General features: G+C 71.7%; 16 protein-coding genes. 9 read left to right on the forward strand and 7 right to left on the reverse strand.

Annotated features, from left to right (window positions below):
- Positions 1-136 precede the first annotated feature (136 nt).
- Positions 137-934: an ABC transporter permease gene (locus D457_RS0112215; RefSeq protein WP_017580953.1), complete on the reverse strand. Its 798-nt coding sequence runs from the start codon at positions 932-934 to the stop codon at positions 137-139.
- Positions 931-1,902 carry an ATP-binding cassette domain-containing protein gene (locus D457_RS0112220; protein ID WP_017580954.1) on the reverse strand — a complete coding sequence of 324 codons (972 nt, stop codon included), beginning with the start codon at positions 1,900-1,902 and terminating at the stop codon, positions 931-933. The genes D457_RS0112215 and D457_RS0112220 overlap by 4 nt, the downstream gene beginning before the upstream one ends.
- A gap of 112 nt (positions 1,903-2,014) precedes the next feature.
- Here D457_RS0112220 and D457_RS0112225 point away from each other — a divergent pair, with 112 nt between their 5' ends.
- Positions 2,015-3,109: a TetR/AcrR family transcriptional regulator gene (locus D457_RS0112225; protein ID WP_017580955.1), complete on the forward strand. Its 1,095-nt coding sequence runs from the start codon at positions 2,015-2,017 to the stop codon at positions 3,107-3,109.
- Positions 3,110-3,119: 10 nt separating this feature from the next.
- Here the strand turns inward: D457_RS0112225 and D457_RS0112230 are convergent, their stop codons facing one another.
- The gene (locus D457_RS0112230; RefSeq protein WP_017580956.1) at positions 3,120-3,890 is read right to left on the reverse strand and encodes a hypothetical protein; all 771 of its coding nucleotides are present in this window, start codon (positions 3,888-3,890) and stop codon (positions 3,120-3,122) included.
- 295 nt (positions 3,891-4,185) lie between these two features.
- On the opposite strand from D457_RS0112230, the gene D457_RS0112235 reads away from it, so the two are divergent.
- Entirely contained in the window at positions 4,186-5,406 is a 1,221-nt protein-coding gene (locus D457_RS0112235) for a PP2C family protein-serine/threonine phosphatase (RefSeq protein WP_017580957.1), read from the forward strand.
- A gap of 28 nt (positions 5,407-5,434) precedes the next feature.
- Here the strand turns inward: D457_RS0112235 and D457_RS0112240 are convergent, their stop codons facing one another.
- Positions 5,435-6,235: a cyclase family protein gene (locus D457_RS0112240; RefSeq protein ID WP_017580958.1), complete on the reverse strand. Its 801-nt coding sequence runs from the start codon at positions 6,233-6,235 to the stop codon at positions 5,435-5,437.
- Between the two features lie 162 nt (positions 6,236-6,397).
- Here D457_RS0112240 and D457_RS0112245 point away from each other — a divergent pair, with 162 nt between their 5' ends.
- From D457_RS0112245 to D457_RS0112270, 6 genes are all read left to right on the forward strand, one after another.
- On the forward strand, positions 6,398-8,071 hold the full coding sequence (locus tag D457_RS0112245; RefSeq protein ID WP_017580959.1) for a glycoside hydrolase family 13 protein: 1,674 nt from the start codon (positions 6,398-6,400) through the stop codon (positions 8,069-8,071).
- Between the two features lie 156 nt (positions 8,072-8,227).
- The gene (locus D457_RS0112250) at positions 8,228-9,382 is read left to right on the forward strand and encodes an FAD-dependent oxidoreductase (RefSeq protein WP_017580960.1); all 1,155 of its coding nucleotides are present in this window, start codon (positions 8,228-8,230) and stop codon (positions 9,380-9,382) included.
- Positions 9,383-9,666: 284 nt separating this feature from the next.
- Positions 9,667-10,698, forward strand: coding sequence for an iron-siderophore ABC transporter substrate-binding protein (locus tag D457_RS0112255; RefSeq protein ID WP_026116573.1), 1,032 nt, complete (start codon positions 9,667-9,669; stop codon positions 10,696-10,698).
- A gap of 35 nt (positions 10,699-10,733) precedes the next feature.
- Entirely contained in the window at positions 10,734-11,738 is a 1,005-nt protein-coding gene (locus D457_RS0112260) for a FecCD family ABC transporter permease (RefSeq protein ID WP_017580962.1), read from the forward strand.
- Positions 11,739-11,830: 92 nt separating this feature from the next.
- A complete protein-coding gene (locus D457_RS0112265; RefSeq protein WP_026116574.1) occupies positions 11,831-12,847 on the forward strand; it encodes a FecCD family ABC transporter permease in 1,017 nt (338 codons plus the stop codon).
- Entirely contained in the window at positions 12,844-13,644 is an 801-nt protein-coding gene (locus D457_RS0112270) for an ABC transporter ATP-binding protein (RefSeq protein WP_026116575.1), read from the forward strand. Before D457_RS0112265 ends, D457_RS0112270 begins: the two co-directional genes overlap by 4 nt.
- 6 nt (positions 13,645-13,650) lie before the next feature.
- Here D457_RS0112270 and D457_RS0112275 read toward each other — a convergent pair whose 3' ends face one another.
- The 3 genes from D457_RS0112275 to D457_RS0112285 are packed head-to-tail and all read right to left on the reverse strand — an operon-like array spanning position 13,651 to position 15,751.
- Positions 13,651-14,454, reverse strand: a complete 804-nt coding sequence (locus D457_RS0112275; RefSeq protein ID WP_017580965.1) for an SAM-dependent methyltransferase — start codon at positions 14,452-14,454, stop codon at positions 13,651-13,653.
- A gap of 57 nt (positions 14,455-14,511) precedes the next feature.
- Positions 14,512-15,099, reverse strand: coding sequence for a GbsR/MarR family transcriptional regulator (locus tag D457_RS0112280; RefSeq protein WP_394297044.1), 588 nt, complete (start codon positions 15,097-15,099; stop codon positions 14,512-14,514).
- 37 nt (positions 15,100-15,136) lie between these two features.
- Positions 15,137-15,751: a TetR/AcrR family transcriptional regulator gene (locus D457_RS0112285; protein ID WP_017580967.1), complete on the reverse strand. Its 615-nt coding sequence runs from the start codon at positions 15,749-15,751 to the stop codon at positions 15,137-15,139.
- Between the two features lie 96 nt (positions 15,752-15,847).
- On the opposite strand from D457_RS0112285, the gene D457_RS0112290 reads away from it, so the two are divergent.
- Complete coding sequence (locus tag D457_RS0112290; RefSeq protein ID WP_017580968.1) at positions 15,848-16,264, forward strand: VOC family protein; 417 nt, start codon at positions 15,848-15,850, stop codon at positions 16,262-16,264.
- Positions 16,265-16,438: the final 174 nt, after the last annotated feature.

Consider the following 16,438-nt stretch of genomic DNA (forward strand, 5'->3'; position numbering starts at 1 on the left):
CGGACCGGCGGAGTCAGCGTAGGGGAATGGTGTGACCAAGGACAGGCGCGGCCCCTCCCGCGCGCACGGGGACCGCGGCCCGAGCCGGGTGGGAGGGGCGCACCGTCCACGGGTTTCAGGGCGGGCCTGGGCGGGGTCAGCGTTCCCGGTTGAAGGCCCACACCGCCAGGGGCGCGAACACCGCCACCAGAGCGGCGGACCAGGCCAGGGTGAGCGCGACCGAATCACCCGCCGGGGTTCCGGTGAGCAGGGACCGGGCGGCGTCCATCGCGTGGGTGACCGGGTTGATCCCCGCCCAGGCCTGTAGCCAGCCCGGCAGCGTCTCGACGGGGGCGGCCATGCTGGTGCCCAGCAGCAGCGGCAGGATCGAGATGAACGTGATCGCCATGACCCCGTTCTCGTCGCGCAGCAGCACCCCCAGGAACACCATCACCCAGCTCATCGCGAACCCGAACCCGATCGCCAGGGCGCAGGCGGCGAGCGCGGAGGGCAGGTCGGTCTCGGCCCGGAACCCCATCAGGAAACCGATCGCGAACAGGATCAGCACCGTGATCAGGTAGCGCACCAGGTCGGCCAGGACCGAGCCGAGCAGCGGGGCGGAGCGGCCGATCGGCAGGCTGCGGAAGCGGTCGTAGACGCCCTTCTTCATGTCGATGTTGATGGTCAGCCCCGAGGAGAGCATCCCGGCGATGCCCGCGCCCATCACCAGCACCCCGGGGAAGAGGTACTGCAGGTAGGCGCCGGTGGAACCGGACACCGACCCGCCGAACAGGTACACGAACAGGACCATGAACAGCGCCGGGGTCATCACGCCGTTGACCAGCGAGCCCGGGTTGCGCAGGGACTTGGCCAGGCTGCGCCGGGCCAGGACGAGGCTGTGGCGCGCGAGCGGGGCGGGCCGGGGGACTGTGGCGGTTCGGGCTGAGGTACTCATGCGCTGGGCTCCACGGTGCTGGGTTCCTTCGGTGTGTTCGCGGCGGTGCCGGTGAGGGCGAAGAACACCTCGTCGAGGCTGGGCAGGTGGAGGGAGAACTCGGTGACCGGGACCCCTTCCTCCCGCAGGCCGTCCGCCATCTGCCAGGCCGCGGCGTCGCTCGCCACCGGGACGGACAACGTCTGCCGGACGCGTTCGGGCTCTCGGCCGGCGACCCGCGCCATGACGGCGGCGGCCGCCCCGATCCGGACGGGGTCGGCAGGCCGCAGGGAGACGGCCTGGCCGCCCACCACCCGCTTGAGCTCGGCGGGCGTGCCGTCGGCGATCACGCGGCCGTGGTCGATCACCGCGATCTCGTCGGCGAGGGAGTCTGCCTCTTCCAGGTACTGGGTGGTGAGCAGGACGGTGGTGCCTTCCGCGGTGAGTTCGCGGACCATCCGCCACAGCTCCTCGCGTTTGCCCGGGTCCAGGCCGACGGAGGGTTCATCGAGGAAGACCACTTCGGGCCGTCCCACCAGGCCGGCCGCCAGGTCCAGGCGGCGGCGCATCCCGCCGGAGTAGGTGGCGACCGGGCGCGTGGCGGCGTCGCTGAGCTCGAAGCGGTCCAGGAGCTGGTCCGCGCGGGCGAGGGCTTCGGTGCGGCGCAGGTCCAGGAGCCGGCCGATGAGCACCAGGTTGGCCTGGCCGGTGAGCTCCTCGTCGATCATCGACTGCTGTCCGGTCAGCCCGATCAGCCGACGCACGTCGGCGGCCTGGCGCACCACGTCGAAACCGCCGACGGTGGCGGTGCCCTGGTCGGGCCGGGCGAGGGTGGCGAGGATACGGATGGCGGTGGTCTTCCCGGCGCCGTTGGGCCCCAGTACACCGAGCACCGAGCCGGGGCGGGCCGCCAGGTCCACCCCGGCCAGCGCGGTGGTTTTCCCGAACTGCTTGACCAGTCCCTCGGCTCGGAACGCGTACTCAGCCATGGCTCACGCCACCCTCCAACGAGTTTCAGATGCTTACGTCATTTGAATGTTGAGAGTATCTGAGTGTTGTTGGTATCTCAACGTAGGATGGGGTACGGCGGCAAGGAGGAAGATGGTTCGGCTCAGCAGGGCACAGCAGCAGGAACGCAACCGGGCACGTGTGCTCACAGCGGCACGGGAGGAGTTCGCCGAACGCGGCTTCCGCGATGCCAAGATCGACCGCATCGCCGACCGCGCTGAGCTCACCCGGGGCGCCGTCTACTCCAACTTCCCGGGCAAACGCGCCCTCTACCTGGCCGTTCTGGCCGAGGCTGCGGAGATGGCGGAGCGCGCGCCGCAGGGGGAAGCCGCCGACCCGGTCAGCGCGTCCGAGGCCCTGGGCGCCTTCGCGCGTGCCTGGGTGGCCCGCCTGCCCCTCTCCGGCACGGACGAGCGCGTGGGCGCCGAACTCATGGCCGAGGTCGCCGCGGACCCCCGGGTGAGCCGGGTGTACGCCCAACTCACGTCCTTGCAGGCGGTCCTGGTCGGGCTGGCTCTGGAACACCTCGAAGCCGCTCCCGAGCCTGGTCAGCGCCGGGTTCGGGTCGCCGAGAGCGTCCTGACCACCCTGCACGGGGCCGGACAGCTCGCCGCGGCCGCGCCCGGGTTCACCGACCCCTTCACCGTGATCCGCTCCTGCGAGCGCCTGGCCGGACTGGACCTGGACGACAGCTGGCCGCTCCCGCACATCGCCCACATCCCGGCCGCCCGCCCCGTGGACGAACCCTGGTCGGTGCCCACCGCCCTGGACGCCCTGCACGGGGAACCTGTCCGGGTCGACGACGGGGTCGTGGTGGTGCTGGGCCTGCACCGGCTGGAAGCCGTCGAGGAAGCCCTGCGCGCCGCGCCCGAGGACGTGCCGGTGACGATCGTGCCGGTCACCGCCGAGCCCGCCGAACTCCTCCCGCTGGTTCGCCTGGTCCTGGCCGAACTGCGCGGCGGGCTTTCGCGGGCCTTCCCCGCCCGTACCTGGGCACGGCCGCGGATCGTCCTCGACCCGAACGTCGCCGCCGCGGCCGGAGTGTTCGAGTTCGACGACGACACCGAAATCGCGCTCCGCCTGCACGAGGGGCGGGTCGTCGCCCGCTCGGCGGAGAGGGGAGCGGCGCATGCCGTGGCGGCCTTCACTCCGGAGGCCGGCCGGGCCGAGATCCACAGCGGTCGCTGACCCCGGGTCCTCATGAGCCGGGCCCTCCTTGGCCGGGGGCACGGCCGCCCGGGGAGCGCAGCGCCGCGGCCTGCTCCACGGTGCGGCCCGCCGCCACCGCGCTTGCCGCCTCCTCCGGGCTGAACCCGGCGACCACCCAGGCGGCCACGTCCTGACGGGGCACCCCCGCGTCCCACCAGGTGCGGAGCAGCTCCTCGGCGTCCTTGCCCGCCTCCGCCGACCAGGCAGCGGCCTCCTTCGGGGTGAAACCGAGCGCACGGTAGAGCACCGCCTGGGTGGCGTTCACCCCGGCGCGTGCCCAGGGCACCGCCTCCGGGCCTCGCCACCCCGCGTCCAGGTAGGCGCGGGCGTCGGCCGGTTGGATCCCTGCCCGTAGCAGCGCGGTCATCGTCTCGGCCTGCGCGTCGTCCAGGTCCAGATCACGGTCGCGGTGGCGCCGGAACAGCCGGGCGAACAGCCTCCGGGGGCGCGGGCGCTCCCCGGCCAGGTGTCGTTCGGCGGCCTCCGTGTGGTCATATCCCAGTTCGTGCCAGCGCACGACCTCGCCCGGTTCCATCCCGGCCCTCAACGCCGGGCCGACGGTGTGGGGGGTCAGCCCCGCCGTCCGCCAGAGGCGGGCCGGGCCCGGCCGGTACACCCCGCGCTCCCGCCAGCGTTCGGCGGCGGCCAGGACGAACCCGGCGTCGATCCATGTGCGGGCCTCGGCCACCGCGAAGCCCCGCGCGGTCCAGGCGGGCAGGCCCTCCGGTTCGGGCGCGGGGTCGTCGAAAGCGGTCTTCATTGGAGCTCCTCTGTCCGGTTTCGTGATGAGTCTGAGCCGGAGGGCCTCGTTCCGGGTTGTTCCGCGGCCCGTGCACCTGGCGGTCCGCTGGGGCGAGCGGAGCTTTCGATACCCCAGATTGTCAACTTAAGTTGACCGTGCGAGAAAGTCAACCAAAGTTGACTCCAGGAGGTGCGAGTGGCCTGAAAATCCGCTTTGACCTGCTAAGGGACACGCGAGTACGAACACTGGGTCAGCGGTCGAACCGGTGCGACACTGAGGGCTGCGGAGAGCGGGGGCATCCGGGGGTGAGCGCGTGGAAGAGGACGGCGAGGCGGTGACCCCGTCCGGCGAGAGCGAACGACTGTTCCAGGACCTCGTCAGGTCCGTGCACGAGAGCGATCCCATCGAGGTCCTGGAGGCCGCCGACCGCTACGGTACGGCGATCGGGCTCGGCAAGATCACCGTGCACCTGGTGGACCTGCAACAACGCCTACTCGTCCCGCTCACCGGAGGGCCCATACTCGATGTCGACTCCACCGTCGCCGGGGAGGCCTTCCGCTCCGACACCCTGCGGCTGGGCGAGGGCGGGGCGGAGGCGCTCAGCCTCTGGCTGCCCCTCAAGGACGGCGCCGACCGCATGGGGGCGCTGCACATCCGCACGTCCTACCTCGACGAACCCACCCTCCGCCGCTGCCAGACACTCGCCGCACTACTGGCCCTGGTGATCACGTCCAAGCGCGCCTACAGCGACACCTACGTCCGGCGCACCCGTGCCCGCAACGTGCAGCTGCGCACCGAGATGCTGCGCGCCTTCCTGCCGCCGCGCACCCTCGGGACCCGCCGAGGGATCTCCACCGCCGTCCTCGAACCCGCCTACGAACTGGGCGGCGACGCCTTCGACCACTCCATCACCCGCAACACCCTGCACGCCGTCATCCTGGACGCGATGGGCCACGACCTCGCCTCCGGGCTGACCGCCTCGGTCGCCATGGCCGGGGCCCGCAGCGCACGCCGCAACGGCGCGGACCTGACCGAACTCACCGCCAACGTGGAGCGCGCCCTGGTCACCTGGCTGCCCGAACGTTTCTGCACGGCGATCTTCGCCACCCTGGACCTGTCCACCGGCCTGTTCTCCTGGGCCAACTGCGCCCACCCCGCGCCCCTGCTCATCCGCCGCCAACGCCTGGTGGAGGGGGCCATGGAGCGCGCCGCCGAACTTCCGCTCGGCCTTGACGGGATCGTTCCCGGCACCTCCCCGCGCACCGTCCACGAAATGGCCCTCGAACCCGGCGACCAGGTCCTGCTCTACACCGACGGGGTCACCGAGGCGCACGACAGCGAGGGCAGGATGTTCGGGCTGGAACGCTTCGCCGAATTCGTCATCCGGGCCGCCTCCGCCGACGAACCCGCCCCCGAGACCCTGCGGCGCCTGATCCACGCCATCCACGACCACCAGCGCGGCAGCTTCACCGATGACGCCACCATCATGCTGCTGGAATGGACGCCCGACGGCGTGGAACCGCACCACCGCTGAGTACCCCGAGGGGCTTACCGGCAGAGGCTCACCACAGGGCGAGGACCCGGCTCGGGCCGCCGGAGGCGTCCAGGCCCGGCAGTACCCCCACCGTGATCACCGCCCCGCTCGGCGGTAGCTGCTCCAGCCCGGTCAGGGCCTCCAACCCCCACCGGTCGGCGCGGCCCACCACCTCGTGGGCTGCGAACTCGGTGGAGTTGCCGGGGTCGGTGCTCAGCGTGTCCACCCCGGTCCCGGCGATGGCCCTCTGGGATACCAGGAACTCGCAGGCGTCCGCGGAGAAACCGGGGAAGTGCCATGAGCCGTCCCCGGCCACGCCCCGGACCCGCTCGTCGCCCTCCGCCCAGCGGGTGCTCCACCCCGAACACATCAGGACCGCGGACCCGGCCGGGATGCGGCCGTGGACGCGTTCGAAGGCGTGGATGTCGTCCACGGTCACCGTGGTGTCGGGGTCCTCGGCGGCCCGGGCACGGATGTCGATCACGGCGGCGGGCGCCACGAGTTCGTTCGGGTCGATGTCGGGCACCAACCGCCCGCCGCCGATCACGTGCCCCGGGGCGTCCAGGTGGGTACCGGTGTGCTCGGACATGCTCCACCGCTGCACGTAGAACCCGAACTCCCCTTCGGGCGCGGGCCGCGCGAGCGTTTCCCGGACCGGCTTGTCCTCGTCCCAGGACGGCATGTCGGGGGAGAGGGTGTGGCTGAGGTCGGCCACCCGCCGGAACCCCTTCGGCCAGGGGCGCGGGGCGAGCGGCGGGGTCGGCGGTCCGGCGGGAGCGGAGCCGTCGGAGCGGGCCCTCACGGTCTCACCGGTTCCGTGCAAGCACATGGTGTCCCCTTCGTCTACGTGTCCCCTGGGAAGCGCCCGCGGGAACGGTCGGGGCAACCTTAGACTCCCCGCAAGTCGCTCCGAAAGCCGCCGCGATTCCCCTCCCCAAGCGGGGCCCGGAGCGGTTGAATGGTGAACCGGACCCGAGCGGAGAAGGAACCCATGCCCGAACCCAGCGCCGACTGGTGGAAGTCCAGCGTCGTCTACCAGATCTATCCGAGCAGCTTCAACGACAGCGACGGCGACGGTGTCGGTGACCTGGCCGGGATCGTCGAGAAACTGGACTACCTCAAGCTCCTCGGGGTGGACGTGGTGTGGCTGTCGCCGGTCTACCCCTCGCCGTGGGACGACAACGGCTACGACATCAGCGACTACACCGGCATCGACCCCCGGTTCGGCACCCTGGAGGACTGGGACCGGCTCCGGGACGGGCTGCACGGGCGCGGGATGCGCCTGGTCATGGACCTGGTCATCAACCACACCAGCGACCGGCACCCCTGGTTCACCGCCTCCCGCGAGGGCGACGAGGACAAGAAGGACTTCTACTTCTGGCGGCCCGGGCGCGACGGCGGCCCGCCCAACAACTGGGGTTCGGTGTTCTCCGGTCCGGCCTGGACCTACGACGAGACGCGCGGCGAGTACTACCTCCACCTGTTCAGCCCCTCCCAGCCCGACCTGAACTGGGAGAACCCCCGGGTGCGAGCGGCCGTGCACGAGGTCGCCCTGTGGTGGCTGGCCCGGGGCGCGGACGGGTTCCGGATGGACGTGATCAACTTCGTGTCCAAGAACCCCAAGTTCCCGGACGGGCCGGTGGTCGGCGACTACGGGGTCTTCGCCGACCACGCGATCAACGGGCCGCGCCTGCACGAGTTCCTGCACGAGATGTACGAGAGGGCCTTCGCTGGGCGCGACGTGCTCACCGTGGGGGAGATGCCCGGGGTGAGCGTGGAGCAGGCCCGCATCCACACCAACCCGGTCAACCAGGAGCTCGACATGGTGTTCCAGTTCGAGCACGTGGACCTGGACCACGGCCCGGGCGGCAAGTTCGACCCCCGGCCGCTGGACCTGGTCCGGCTCAAGGCCTCGCTCAACCGCTGGCAGGTGGGCCTCAACGACCGGGGCTGGAACAGCCTGTACTGGAACAACCACGACCAGCCGCGCGTGGTCTCCCGGTTCGGTGACGACGGCCGTTACCGGGTGGAGTCGGCGACCGCGATCGCCACCACCCTGCACATGATGCAGGGCACCCCGTACGTCTACCAGGGCGAGGAACTGGGCATGACCAACGCCCACATGGACGACATCGCCGACTACCGCGACCTGGAGACCCTCAACTACCACCGCACCATGGTGGAGACCGGCAAGGTCGACGCGAAGGCGGCCATGGCGGGGATCACGAGGATGAGCCGGGACAACGCGCGCACCCCCATGCAGTGGACCGCGGGTGAGAACGCCGGGTTCACCACCGGGACGCCGTGGATCGGGGTCAACCCCAACCACATCGGGATCAACGCCGAGGCCGCGGTGGCTGACGAGGGCTCGGTCTTCCACCACTACCGGCGCCTGATCGCACTCCGCAAGGAGCACCCGGTCATCGTGCACGGCAGCTTCACCCCGCTGCTGGAGGAGGACCCCCGGGTCTACGCCTACACCCGGACGCTGAACGGCCAGGTGCTGCTGGTGCTGGCCAACTGGAGCGACCAGAGGGCGGAGGTGGAGCTGCCCGGGGAACTGACGGAGGCCGATGCCGAACTGCTCCTGGGCAACCTCCCCGACCCCGGGCCGGTCACGTCCCCGCTGCGCCCCTGGGAGGCCCGGGTCCACCTGGTCCGCTGAACTCTGATCCGCGCACGGACCGGGCGGTCCGGCGGCCCGCCCACGGCCGGTTGACCGTCGGGCAGGATTCGTCCCGACGCCTGCCCGGCCCCCGGTCCGTTATGTTCGGTCTGTCAGTAGCGTGCAGGCAGTCGAACGTTCAGGGGTGCGTCTTTGATGCGTGTCGTCATCGTCGGAGCCGGGGTGGGCGGTCTGGCCCTGGCCCGCGGCCTCAGCGACCAGGGCCATGAGGTCGAGGTCCACGAGCGCGCCCCCGGGCTGCGCAGAGGAGGCGCGGGGCTCGGACTCCACGCCAACGGGGTCGCGGCCCTGGCCGCACTGGGCGTGGACGTCTCCGGTGTCGGCCGCCGCCTGGACAGCCTGGAGAACCGCGACTCCTCGGGCCGTGTTCGCTACACGGTCGACCTGGGCGCGGTGCGCGACCGCTACGGCTTCGAGAGCCGGGCCGTGCCCCGGCGTGCGCTGATGGAGCTCCTCGCGGGCGGACTGCCCCAGGACACAGTGAGGTTCGGCCGTGTCTGCACCCGGGTGCGTCTGAACCCGGACGGTACGGTGAGCGCGCTCTTCGGGGACGGCAGCAGCGCCACCGGCGACGTGGTGGTCGGCGCCGACGGAGTCCGCTCGGCCGTCCGCCGCGACCTGTGGGACGGTGACCCCGCCCGTCCGACCGGGTGGGCCAGCTGGCAGGGGCTCACCCGGGTTCCCGTGGAGCTGGCGGCGGGCACGCGCGCGGCGGTCGTCCAAGGGCGCCAGGGCCTGTGCGGGATCATGCCCGCCGGCGAGGGGCTCGTTCAGTGGTGGTTCGACGTGCGCTGGCGGCCGGACACCCCCGTGCCCGGGTCACCGGCTGCCGTGCTGCGCAGGCTCTTCGAGGGGTGGGACGATCCGGACGTGAGCGCGGTCCTGGAGCACGCCCGCGACGAGGACCTCGCCCTGTTCGAGCACGTCCGCTACCGGATGCCCAGGAAGGTCTGGGGGCAGGGCGGGGCGACCCTGCTGGGCGACGCCGCGCACGCCTTCTCGCCCTCCACCGCCCAGGGCGCGAACCAGGCGCTGGAGGACGCCCTGGAGTTGTCCCGGGCGCTGGCCGAGCAGCGGGCCGGAGCTGATCCGGCCGCCGCGCTGCGCCGGTACGAGCACGCCCGAAGGGGGCCGGTCTCACTGGCCTCGCTGGCCTCGGGCGCAGAGCTGCTCAAGCGCTTCGGGCCGCCTCGCCTGCTGGGGGCCGAACGGCTCGGTGCCCTGGCGACCAGCCAGTACATCGGTTACCTGGGTAGGGCGAGCAACGTGCTCACCGACCGCAACACCTGAGCCGTCCGCCGAGAGCGCGGACGCCGCGCCGCCGGTCCCTCCTTCCTCCGCGGGAGCTGAGGAGGCGGGTGAGCAGGCGCGCGGCCCTGAACCGGGAGGGAACGCCCCTCCCGGTTCAGTTTTTTTGAAATGGCCTGAAGTGAGGTTAGACTAACCTTCGTTGAAGTCGGGGTTCTCCCGTTTCGCGGTCCTTTCGTGCTGCCCTCCTCCGAGGGCTCCCCCTGCGCGCAACCGGCCCGCCCGTCAGGGCGCGGCCGCTCCCCGTGACGAAGAAAGCAGTGAGCATGCACCCCACCCTGCGCCGCGCCGGCGGCATCGGACTCACCACTGCCCTCGCCCTCGGCCTGGCCGCCTGCGGCTCCGGCCCCGGCGCCGAGGACGCCTCCGAGGGCGGCGACGCGGACGGCACCTTCCCCGTCAGCATCGAGAGCGCCCTGGGCACCGCGGAGATCCCCGAGCGCCCCGAGCGCGTGGTCACCCTCGGCCAGGGCTCCGCCGAGACCGCCATCGCGCTGGGCACCGTGCCGGTCGGCATCGAGAGCTACGAGTGGGGCAGCGACGACACCGGCTACCTCCCCTGGATCCACGAGGCCGTCACCGAGGCCGGTGAGGAACTGCCCGAGCAGTTCGCCGGGGCCGACGACATCGACTTCGAGGCGATCATCGAACTCGCCCCCGACGTCATCCTCGCCCCCTGGTCCGGGGTGACCCAGGAGCAGTACGACATCCTCACCGACATCGCCCCCACCGTCGCCTACCCGGACCTGGCCTGGAGCACGGACTGGGACGAGCAGATCGAGATCATCGGCCAGGCGCTCGGCCAACCCGAAGAGGCCGGGGAACTCATCACCGAGGTCGAGGAGCGCTTCGAGGAGGCCGCCGCCCAGAACCCCGAGTTCGCCGACCTCACCTTCTCCTACGTCTACAACACCGGACCGGGCACCCTCGGCGTCTTCCTGCCCGACGAGCAGCGCGTGGCCATGGTGCGCGGTCTGGGCCTGCGGGTCGACCCGGTCGTGGAGACCTTCCCCGAGACCGAGGGCACCGACTCCGCCCTCATCGGGCTGGAGAACGCCGACCAGCTCTCCGACAGCGACCTGATCTTCACCTTCTACAGCGATGAGGAGAACCGCGCCGAGATCGAGTCCCAGGATCTCTACCAGGCCATCCCCGCCATCGGGAACGGCGCCGTGGTCGCCTCCGACGACAACTCCTTCGTCACCGCCTCCTCCATCATCAATCCGCTCACCGTCCCCTGGGCCCTGGAGCGCTACGTCCCCCTCATCGAGGAGGCCGCGGCCCGAGCCGACGGCTGAAGCACTCCCGAACAAGGGTGAACGTGAAGACGCACATGGCACCACCCCAGGCCGGGCCCGCCCGCGCCGTGCTCGTGCTGGGCGCGGCCTCGGCGGCCCTGGCCGGCGCCGTCCTGCTCAGCCTGGTGGCGGGCAGCCGACCGACCCCTCCCCTGGAGGTGCTCCAGGTGTTCACGGGCGGCGCGGACCCCTACACCACCACCGTGGTGGAGAGCCGCGTGCCCCGAACCCTCCTGGGGATCGTGGCCGGAGCCGCCCTGGCCCTCGCCGGAACCCTCATGCAAGGCGTGACCCGCAACCCTCTGGCCGACCCGGGCCTGCTCGGCGTCAACGCGGGCGCGGCCGCCGCCGTGGTCACCGCAACGGCGCTGCTCGGACCCGCCTCGACCACGGCCACCGTCTGGTGGGCGCTGCCCGGCGCCCTCCTGGCCGGGCTGGCCGCCTACACGGTGGGCACCCGCGGCGGCGACGGCGGCATGGTGCGCCTGGTCCTGGCCGGGGCCGTGGTCTCGGCGGTGCTGCACGCCTACGTGCAGGCCGTCACGCTGAGCATGCCCGACGTCTTCGACAGCTACCGCTACTGGGTGGTGGGCTCCCTGGCCGGGCGCGGGTACGACGTGATCCTCTCCGTGCTGCCCGTCATCGGCCTGGGCGTCGTACTGGCCCTGCTGGTCATGGGACCGCTCAACGCCCTTGCCCTGGGGGAGGAGGCGGCCGTGGCCACCGGCGCCAACGTCTTCCTGGCGCGCTCGGGCGGGTTGGTCGCGGGCACCCTGCTCGCGGCCGGGGCCACCGCCGCGGCAGGTCCCATCGCCTTCGTCGGCCTGGCCGTCCCGCACGTGGTGCGCGGCCTGGTCGGGGTGGACTTCCGCTATCAGGTGCCCTTCGCCCTCCTGGTCGGCCCCACCCTGTTGCTGCTCTCCGACGTTGTGGGCCGCACCCTGGTGCGCCCCATGGAGCTCATGGTCGGCGTGGTCACGGCTTTCGTGGGCGCGCCCGTCCTGCTGTACGTGGTCCGGAAGATGAGGGCGAGCTCGTGAACCACCAGACCCGAACCCGCGTAGGCGAACAGCGCCCGGAACAGCCCTGCGAACCCCGGCCCGGGCCGGAGCCGCGCCCCTCCTTCCCCGTCCTGCGTCTGGGCGGTCACGTCGCCCTGCCGGTGCACCCGCGTTCGGTCGTGGTCGGCCTCGTGCTGCTGGTATTCCTGCTCGCGGCGGCCGCCGCCACCCTGAGCCTGGGCCGCCTCGGCGTGCCGCTCACCCAGCTGCCCTCGCTCCTCGCCGGTCAGGGCGAGGCCACCCACCTGTTCGCCCTCGAACGCCTGCGCGGTCCCCGGCTGGCCGTCGCCGTGGGCACCGGGATCGCCCTGGGCCTGGCCGGTGCGCTCTTCCAGTCCGTGACCCGCAATCCGCTGGGTAGCCCCGACGTGATCGGGCTCGGCGCGGGCGCCGGGGCCGGGGCCGCCTTCGCCGCGCTCATGCTCCCCGGGATCGTCCCCGTACCGATCGGCGCGCTGGCCGGGGCCACCCTGGCCATCGTGGTCGTGGCCTCGGTGACCGGCACCGGGCTGCGCAACCCCGGGCGGCTGATCGTCGCGGGGATCGGCGTGGCCGCCATGGCCCAGGCCTTCACCCACTTCGTGGTCTCGGTGATGGCCCGCGACCAGGCCAGCGTGCTGGCCTCCTACGTCAACGGCAGCCTCGGTGCCCGCTCCTGGGACCACGCCGCCACCATCTGGCTCACCCTGGCGCTGGCGGTGCCGTTCGTCCTGGCCCTGGCAGGTCCGATCACCGTCAACGAGATGGGCGACGAACTCGCCGACTCCCTCGGCGCCCGGGCCTCGGCCAGCCGCACCGCCGCCGTCGTGCTCTCTGTGGTCCTGTCCGCGGCGGCGGTGAGCGTGGCCGGGCCGATCGCCTTCATCTCCCTCACCGCCCCGCAGATCGCCCGCCGGATGAGCGGCGCTCCCGGCCCCAACCTGGTCCTGTCCGCCCTTGTGGGGGCGGTTCTGCTGGTGGCGGCCGACCTGGCCGTGCAGCACGCGCCGATCGGGGAGGGCCTGCCGGTCGGTGTCTTCACCCTGGCGATCGGCGGCGTCTACCTGGGCTACCTGCTCATCCGTGAATGGCGAAAGGGAAATCTGTGAGCAGTACGAGCACACCGGTGCTGACCGCGAAGGGTCTCACCCTGGGATACGGTGCCGACCCGGTCGTGAGCGACCTCGATCTCACCGTGGCCGAAGGCGAGTTCACCGTCATCGTGGGCCCCAACGGCTGCGGAAAGTCCACCCTGCTCAAGGCGCTCGGCCGAGTGAACAAACCCGAATCAGGAAGAGTTCTCCTGCACGGTCGCGACATCCGCTCCCTGCGTCCCAAAGCGGTCGCCCGCCAGCTGGCCCTGCTCCCACAGAGCCCCCTCGCCCCCGAAGGCATCACCGTCCGAGCCCTGGCGGCGCGCGGCCGTTTCCCCCATCACACCCTGCTCAAACAGTGGAGTCCGCAGGACGAGACGGCCATCGCCCGTGCCCTGGAGCTCACCGGGCTCAGTGACCTTGCGGACGTCCAGGTGGGTTCGCTCTCCGGTGGTCAGCGCCAGCGCGCCTGGGTGGCGATGGTTCTGGCCCAGGACAGCGACACCCTGCTGTTGGACGAGCCCACCACCTACCTGGACATCGCCCACCAGTACGACCTGCTGGAGCTCTTCGCCGACCTGCACCGGCGCGGCCGCACCGTCGTCGCGGTCCTGCACGACCTCGCCCAGGCGGCCCGGTTCGCCACCCGCCTGGTGATGATGGACGGGGGAGCGGTGGTCGCCGACGGTGCCCCCGGGGAGGTCGTGACGGCCGAGCGGGTGGCGGCGGTCTTCGGTCTGGCCTGCGACGTGGTCCCCGACCCCCGGACCGGCACCCCGCTGGTCATCCCGCACGAGCGCGCCCTGAGCTGACCCGGGTCAGCGCTTGCGAGCCACCGCGCACAGCTCCGCGATCTCACGGTGGTCGCCCACGTCTACCGGGGCGGGCCGCCAGAGGGTGCAGGCCACGATGCCCGGCTCCACCGGCTCCAGACCGTCGAAGAACGACCGGATCTCCTTCGGGGGACGCAGGTTGTAGGGCAGCGGGGCGTTCTCGTTGTACTGGCGGTGCGCCTCCACGGAGGAGGGGGCCGTGTCGGTGCCGTCGGCCAGCACCAGGTAGCTGCCGGAGGGCAGTTCCGCGAGCAGGGCGGTGATGATGCCGCGCGCGGTCTCGTAGTCGGGCAGGTGCCCCACGATGCCCATGAGGATCAGCGCGACGGGCTGGTCGAAGTCCAGGGTGCGCCGGGCCTGGGCCAGAACCCGCTCGGGCTCGCGGAAGTCGGCGTCGACGTACTCGGTCACGCCCTCGGGGGTGCTGGTCAGCAGCGCCCGGGCGTGGGCGAGGACGAGCGGGTCGTTGTCCACGTAGACCACCCGAGCTTCGGGAGCCGCCCGCTGCGCCACCTCGTGCGTGTTGTCGGCGGTGGGCAGACCGGTGCCGACATCCAGGAACTGGCGGATGCCCGCTTCCTCGACGAGGTAGGTGATGGCCCGCCCGAGGAACGCGCGCTGGAGCCGGGCGATCTCGACGATGTCCGGGAAGACCTGCTTGACCTGGTCACCCACCGCGCGGTCGGCGGGGTAGTGGTCCTTACCGCCGAGCCAGTAGTTCCACACCCGCGCGGAGTGGGGGACCTCGGGGTTGATCTCACGGGCGGCCTGGGGGTCGGTATTCGCCATCGGGGGTTCCGTAAGTTGGTAGGTGACCCGGCAGGGCCGGGCATACACCGGACAACCCTAGTCCCGTGGGGCTTGTCGGTCCTGTGGGCCTTCCGGCCGGTTCCGCGGGCTCCTCTGGGGGCGGGCCGCCTTGTACTCCTCCCAGTGCTCGAGGAGGACGTCGTGGTAGCCGTCCAGCCAGGTCATGTAGTCGTACATGTTGTGCAGTCGGGCGCGGGAGGACTCGCCGAGGTCGGGCAGGCGCTCCAGAGCGGAGGCGGCCAGGTCACGCTGCTGGCGTAGGTAGGAGCGTTCGTTGCGCAGGAAGCCGCCCCACACGTCCTCGTCCATGCTGATCAGCCGGGAGCGGCTGTCGGGCGCCTCGACCAGGGTCACGAAGCCCAGCTCGCGCAGTCGGCGCACCGACTGGGAGACCGAGCCGCGGCTGACTCCGGCACCCTCGGCAACCTCCTCGGCGCTGACCGCGTCCCGGTCGGCGACCAGCAGGAACCCCACGATCCGACCCTCGGCCTTGGGGCGTCCCTGGGACTGCCAGTAGGCGGCGAAGCGCCCGACGAAGTCGTCGCGGAACGCCTGCGTGCCGTCCCCGGCCCCGTCCACCGCACCCGCGTCCAACGCCTGTTCCCCCTTCACTCCCTGCGCCATGGGCGCCACGATATCGCCCGCGATGACGGCCCCGGCGTCAGTTGTCCCGGTCGCGCAGGGACTCCAGCATGAGGGACAGCGGCGCCCACACGTCATCCAGAGCCTGCTTGCCCTCCTGTGCGTCCCCCGAGTCGGCCAGCCACAGCGCGGCCTCGTTCATGGCCCCGGAGAGCAGGTGGGCCAGCGGGGCGACCGGCTGCGGGGTGAGGATCCCCGCTTCGATCAGCGAGGTGAGCGCCTCGCCCAGGTGGCGGGCGGAGGAGGACTCGTCGAGCGCGCGCCACTCACGCCACCCCAGGACGGCGGGTCCGTCCACCAGCATGATCCGGCGTACGTCCGGGGCGGTGCTTGCGCTGAGGAAGGCCCGGCACCCTGCCGTCAGCTGCTCCCAGGGGTCCGTGCGGGCGCCGGCGGCCCCGGCCACCGCCTCGCCCACTTCCTGCTGCACCTGTTCCAGGACGGCGCGGAACAGGTCGGCCTTGCCGCCGAAGTGATGGTAGAGCGCGCCCTTGGTGACCGCGGCCGCGGTCACGATCTCGGACAGCCCCACCCCGCCGTAGCCGTGTTCGGTGAACAGGCGGCGGCCCTGCCGGATCAGGGTCTTCCTGGTGCGGGCCCGCTGCTCGGCTCGGGCCCCGGTGTCCTTGGGCAACGCCCTTCCTCCCGCTCTCTTGACATACCGATGGTACGTGAATAGCGTAACTCGACATACCGTTGGTATGTTAAAGTAATGCGCGAAAGGTGAGTCATGAAACTCAGCGGTTTCTACCCCGTCCTGTGCACGCCCCGGCTGTCGGAGAGTCACGCCTTCTACCGGCGCTGGTTCGGCTTCGAGGACGTCTTCGTCAGCGACTGGTACGTCAGCTTGAGGCGCCCCGGTCCGCCCGACCGCGAACTCGCCTTGCTGGAAGCGGGGCACCCGACCCTGCCCGAGGGCTTCCGCGCGCCCTCCGCCCAGGGGGTGCTGCTCAACTTCGAGGTGGCCGACGCGGAGGCCGAGTGGCAGCGCCTCGTGGTCGAGGGCGGTCTGACCCCCGTGCTCGAACTGCGCAGTGAGGACTTCGGCCAGCGGCACTTCATCGTGGCCGACCCCGCCGGGGCCCTCGTGGACGTCATCACCCCGATCGCTCCCTCGGCCGAGTTCGCCGCCCAGTTCCTGGAGTGACCAACCGGGCGGCGTAGGCCATCGGCAGTCGGAGGCGGCCACCTGGATTCGACCGCCTCGCCCCGCCCTGAATCCCCTCGGGAACCCTCGCGCACACGCACGGGGTACCATCCGGTCGGTATGCTGGTCGGATCGGTAGTCGACTCGCCACCGGGAACGGGGGCACGAGGTGAG

This window comes from Nocardiopsis valliformis DSM 45023 (assembly GCF_000340985.1).
Taxonomy (GTDB): domain Bacteria; phylum Actinomycetota; class Actinomycetes; order Streptosporangiales; family Streptosporangiaceae; genus Nocardiopsis; species Nocardiopsis exhalans.

Excerpts from the sequence above, each read along its gene's own strand:
- D457_RS0112240 (WP_017580958.1), bottom strand. The coding sequence starts at position 6,235 with ATGTGCTTGCACGGAACCGGTGAGACCGTGAGGGCCCGCTCCGACGGC.
- D457_RS0112255 (WP_026116573.1), top strand. The coding sequence starts at position 9,667 with ATGCACCCCACCCTGCGCCGCGCCGGCGGCATCGGACTCACCACTGCC.
- D457_RS0112230 (WP_017580956.1), bottom strand. The coding sequence starts at position 3,890 with ATGAAGACCGCTTTCGACGACCCCGCGCCCGAACCGGAGGGCCTGCCC.
- D457_RS0112280 (WP_394297044.1), bottom strand. The coding sequence starts at position 15,099 with ATGGCGCAGGGAGTGAAGGGGGAACAGGCGTTGGACGCGGGTGCGGTG.
- D457_RS0112245 (WP_017580959.1), top strand. The coding sequence starts at position 6,398 with ATGCCCGAACCCAGCGCCGACTGGTGGAAGTCCAGCGTCGTCTACCAG.
- D457_RS0112260 (WP_017580962.1), top strand. The coding sequence starts at position 10,734 with ATGGCACCACCCCAGGCCGGGCCCGCCCGCGCCGTGCTCGTGCTGGGC.
- D457_RS0112220 (WP_017580954.1), bottom strand. The coding sequence starts at position 1,902 with ATGGCTGAGTACGCGTTCCGAGCCGAGGGACTGGTCAAGCAGTTCGGG.
- D457_RS0112290 (WP_017580968.1), top strand. The coding sequence starts at position 15,848 with ATGAAACTCAGCGGTTTCTACCCCGTCCTGTGCACGCCCCGGCTGTCG.
- D457_RS0112215 (WP_017580953.1), bottom strand. The coding sequence starts at position 934 with ATGAGTACCTCAGCCCGAACCGCCACAGTCCCCCGGCCCGCCCCGCTC.
- D457_RS0112275 (WP_017580965.1), bottom strand. The coding sequence starts at position 14,454 with ATGGCGAATACCGACCCCCAGGCCGCCCGTGAGATCAACCCCGAGGTC.
- D457_RS0112250 (WP_017580960.1), top strand. The coding sequence starts at position 8,228 with ATGCGTGTCGTCATCGTCGGAGCCGGGGTGGGCGGTCTGGCCCTGGCC.
- D457_RS0112225 (WP_017580955.1), top strand. The coding sequence starts at position 2,015 with ATGGTTCGGCTCAGCAGGGCACAGCAGCAGGAACGCAACCGGGCACGT.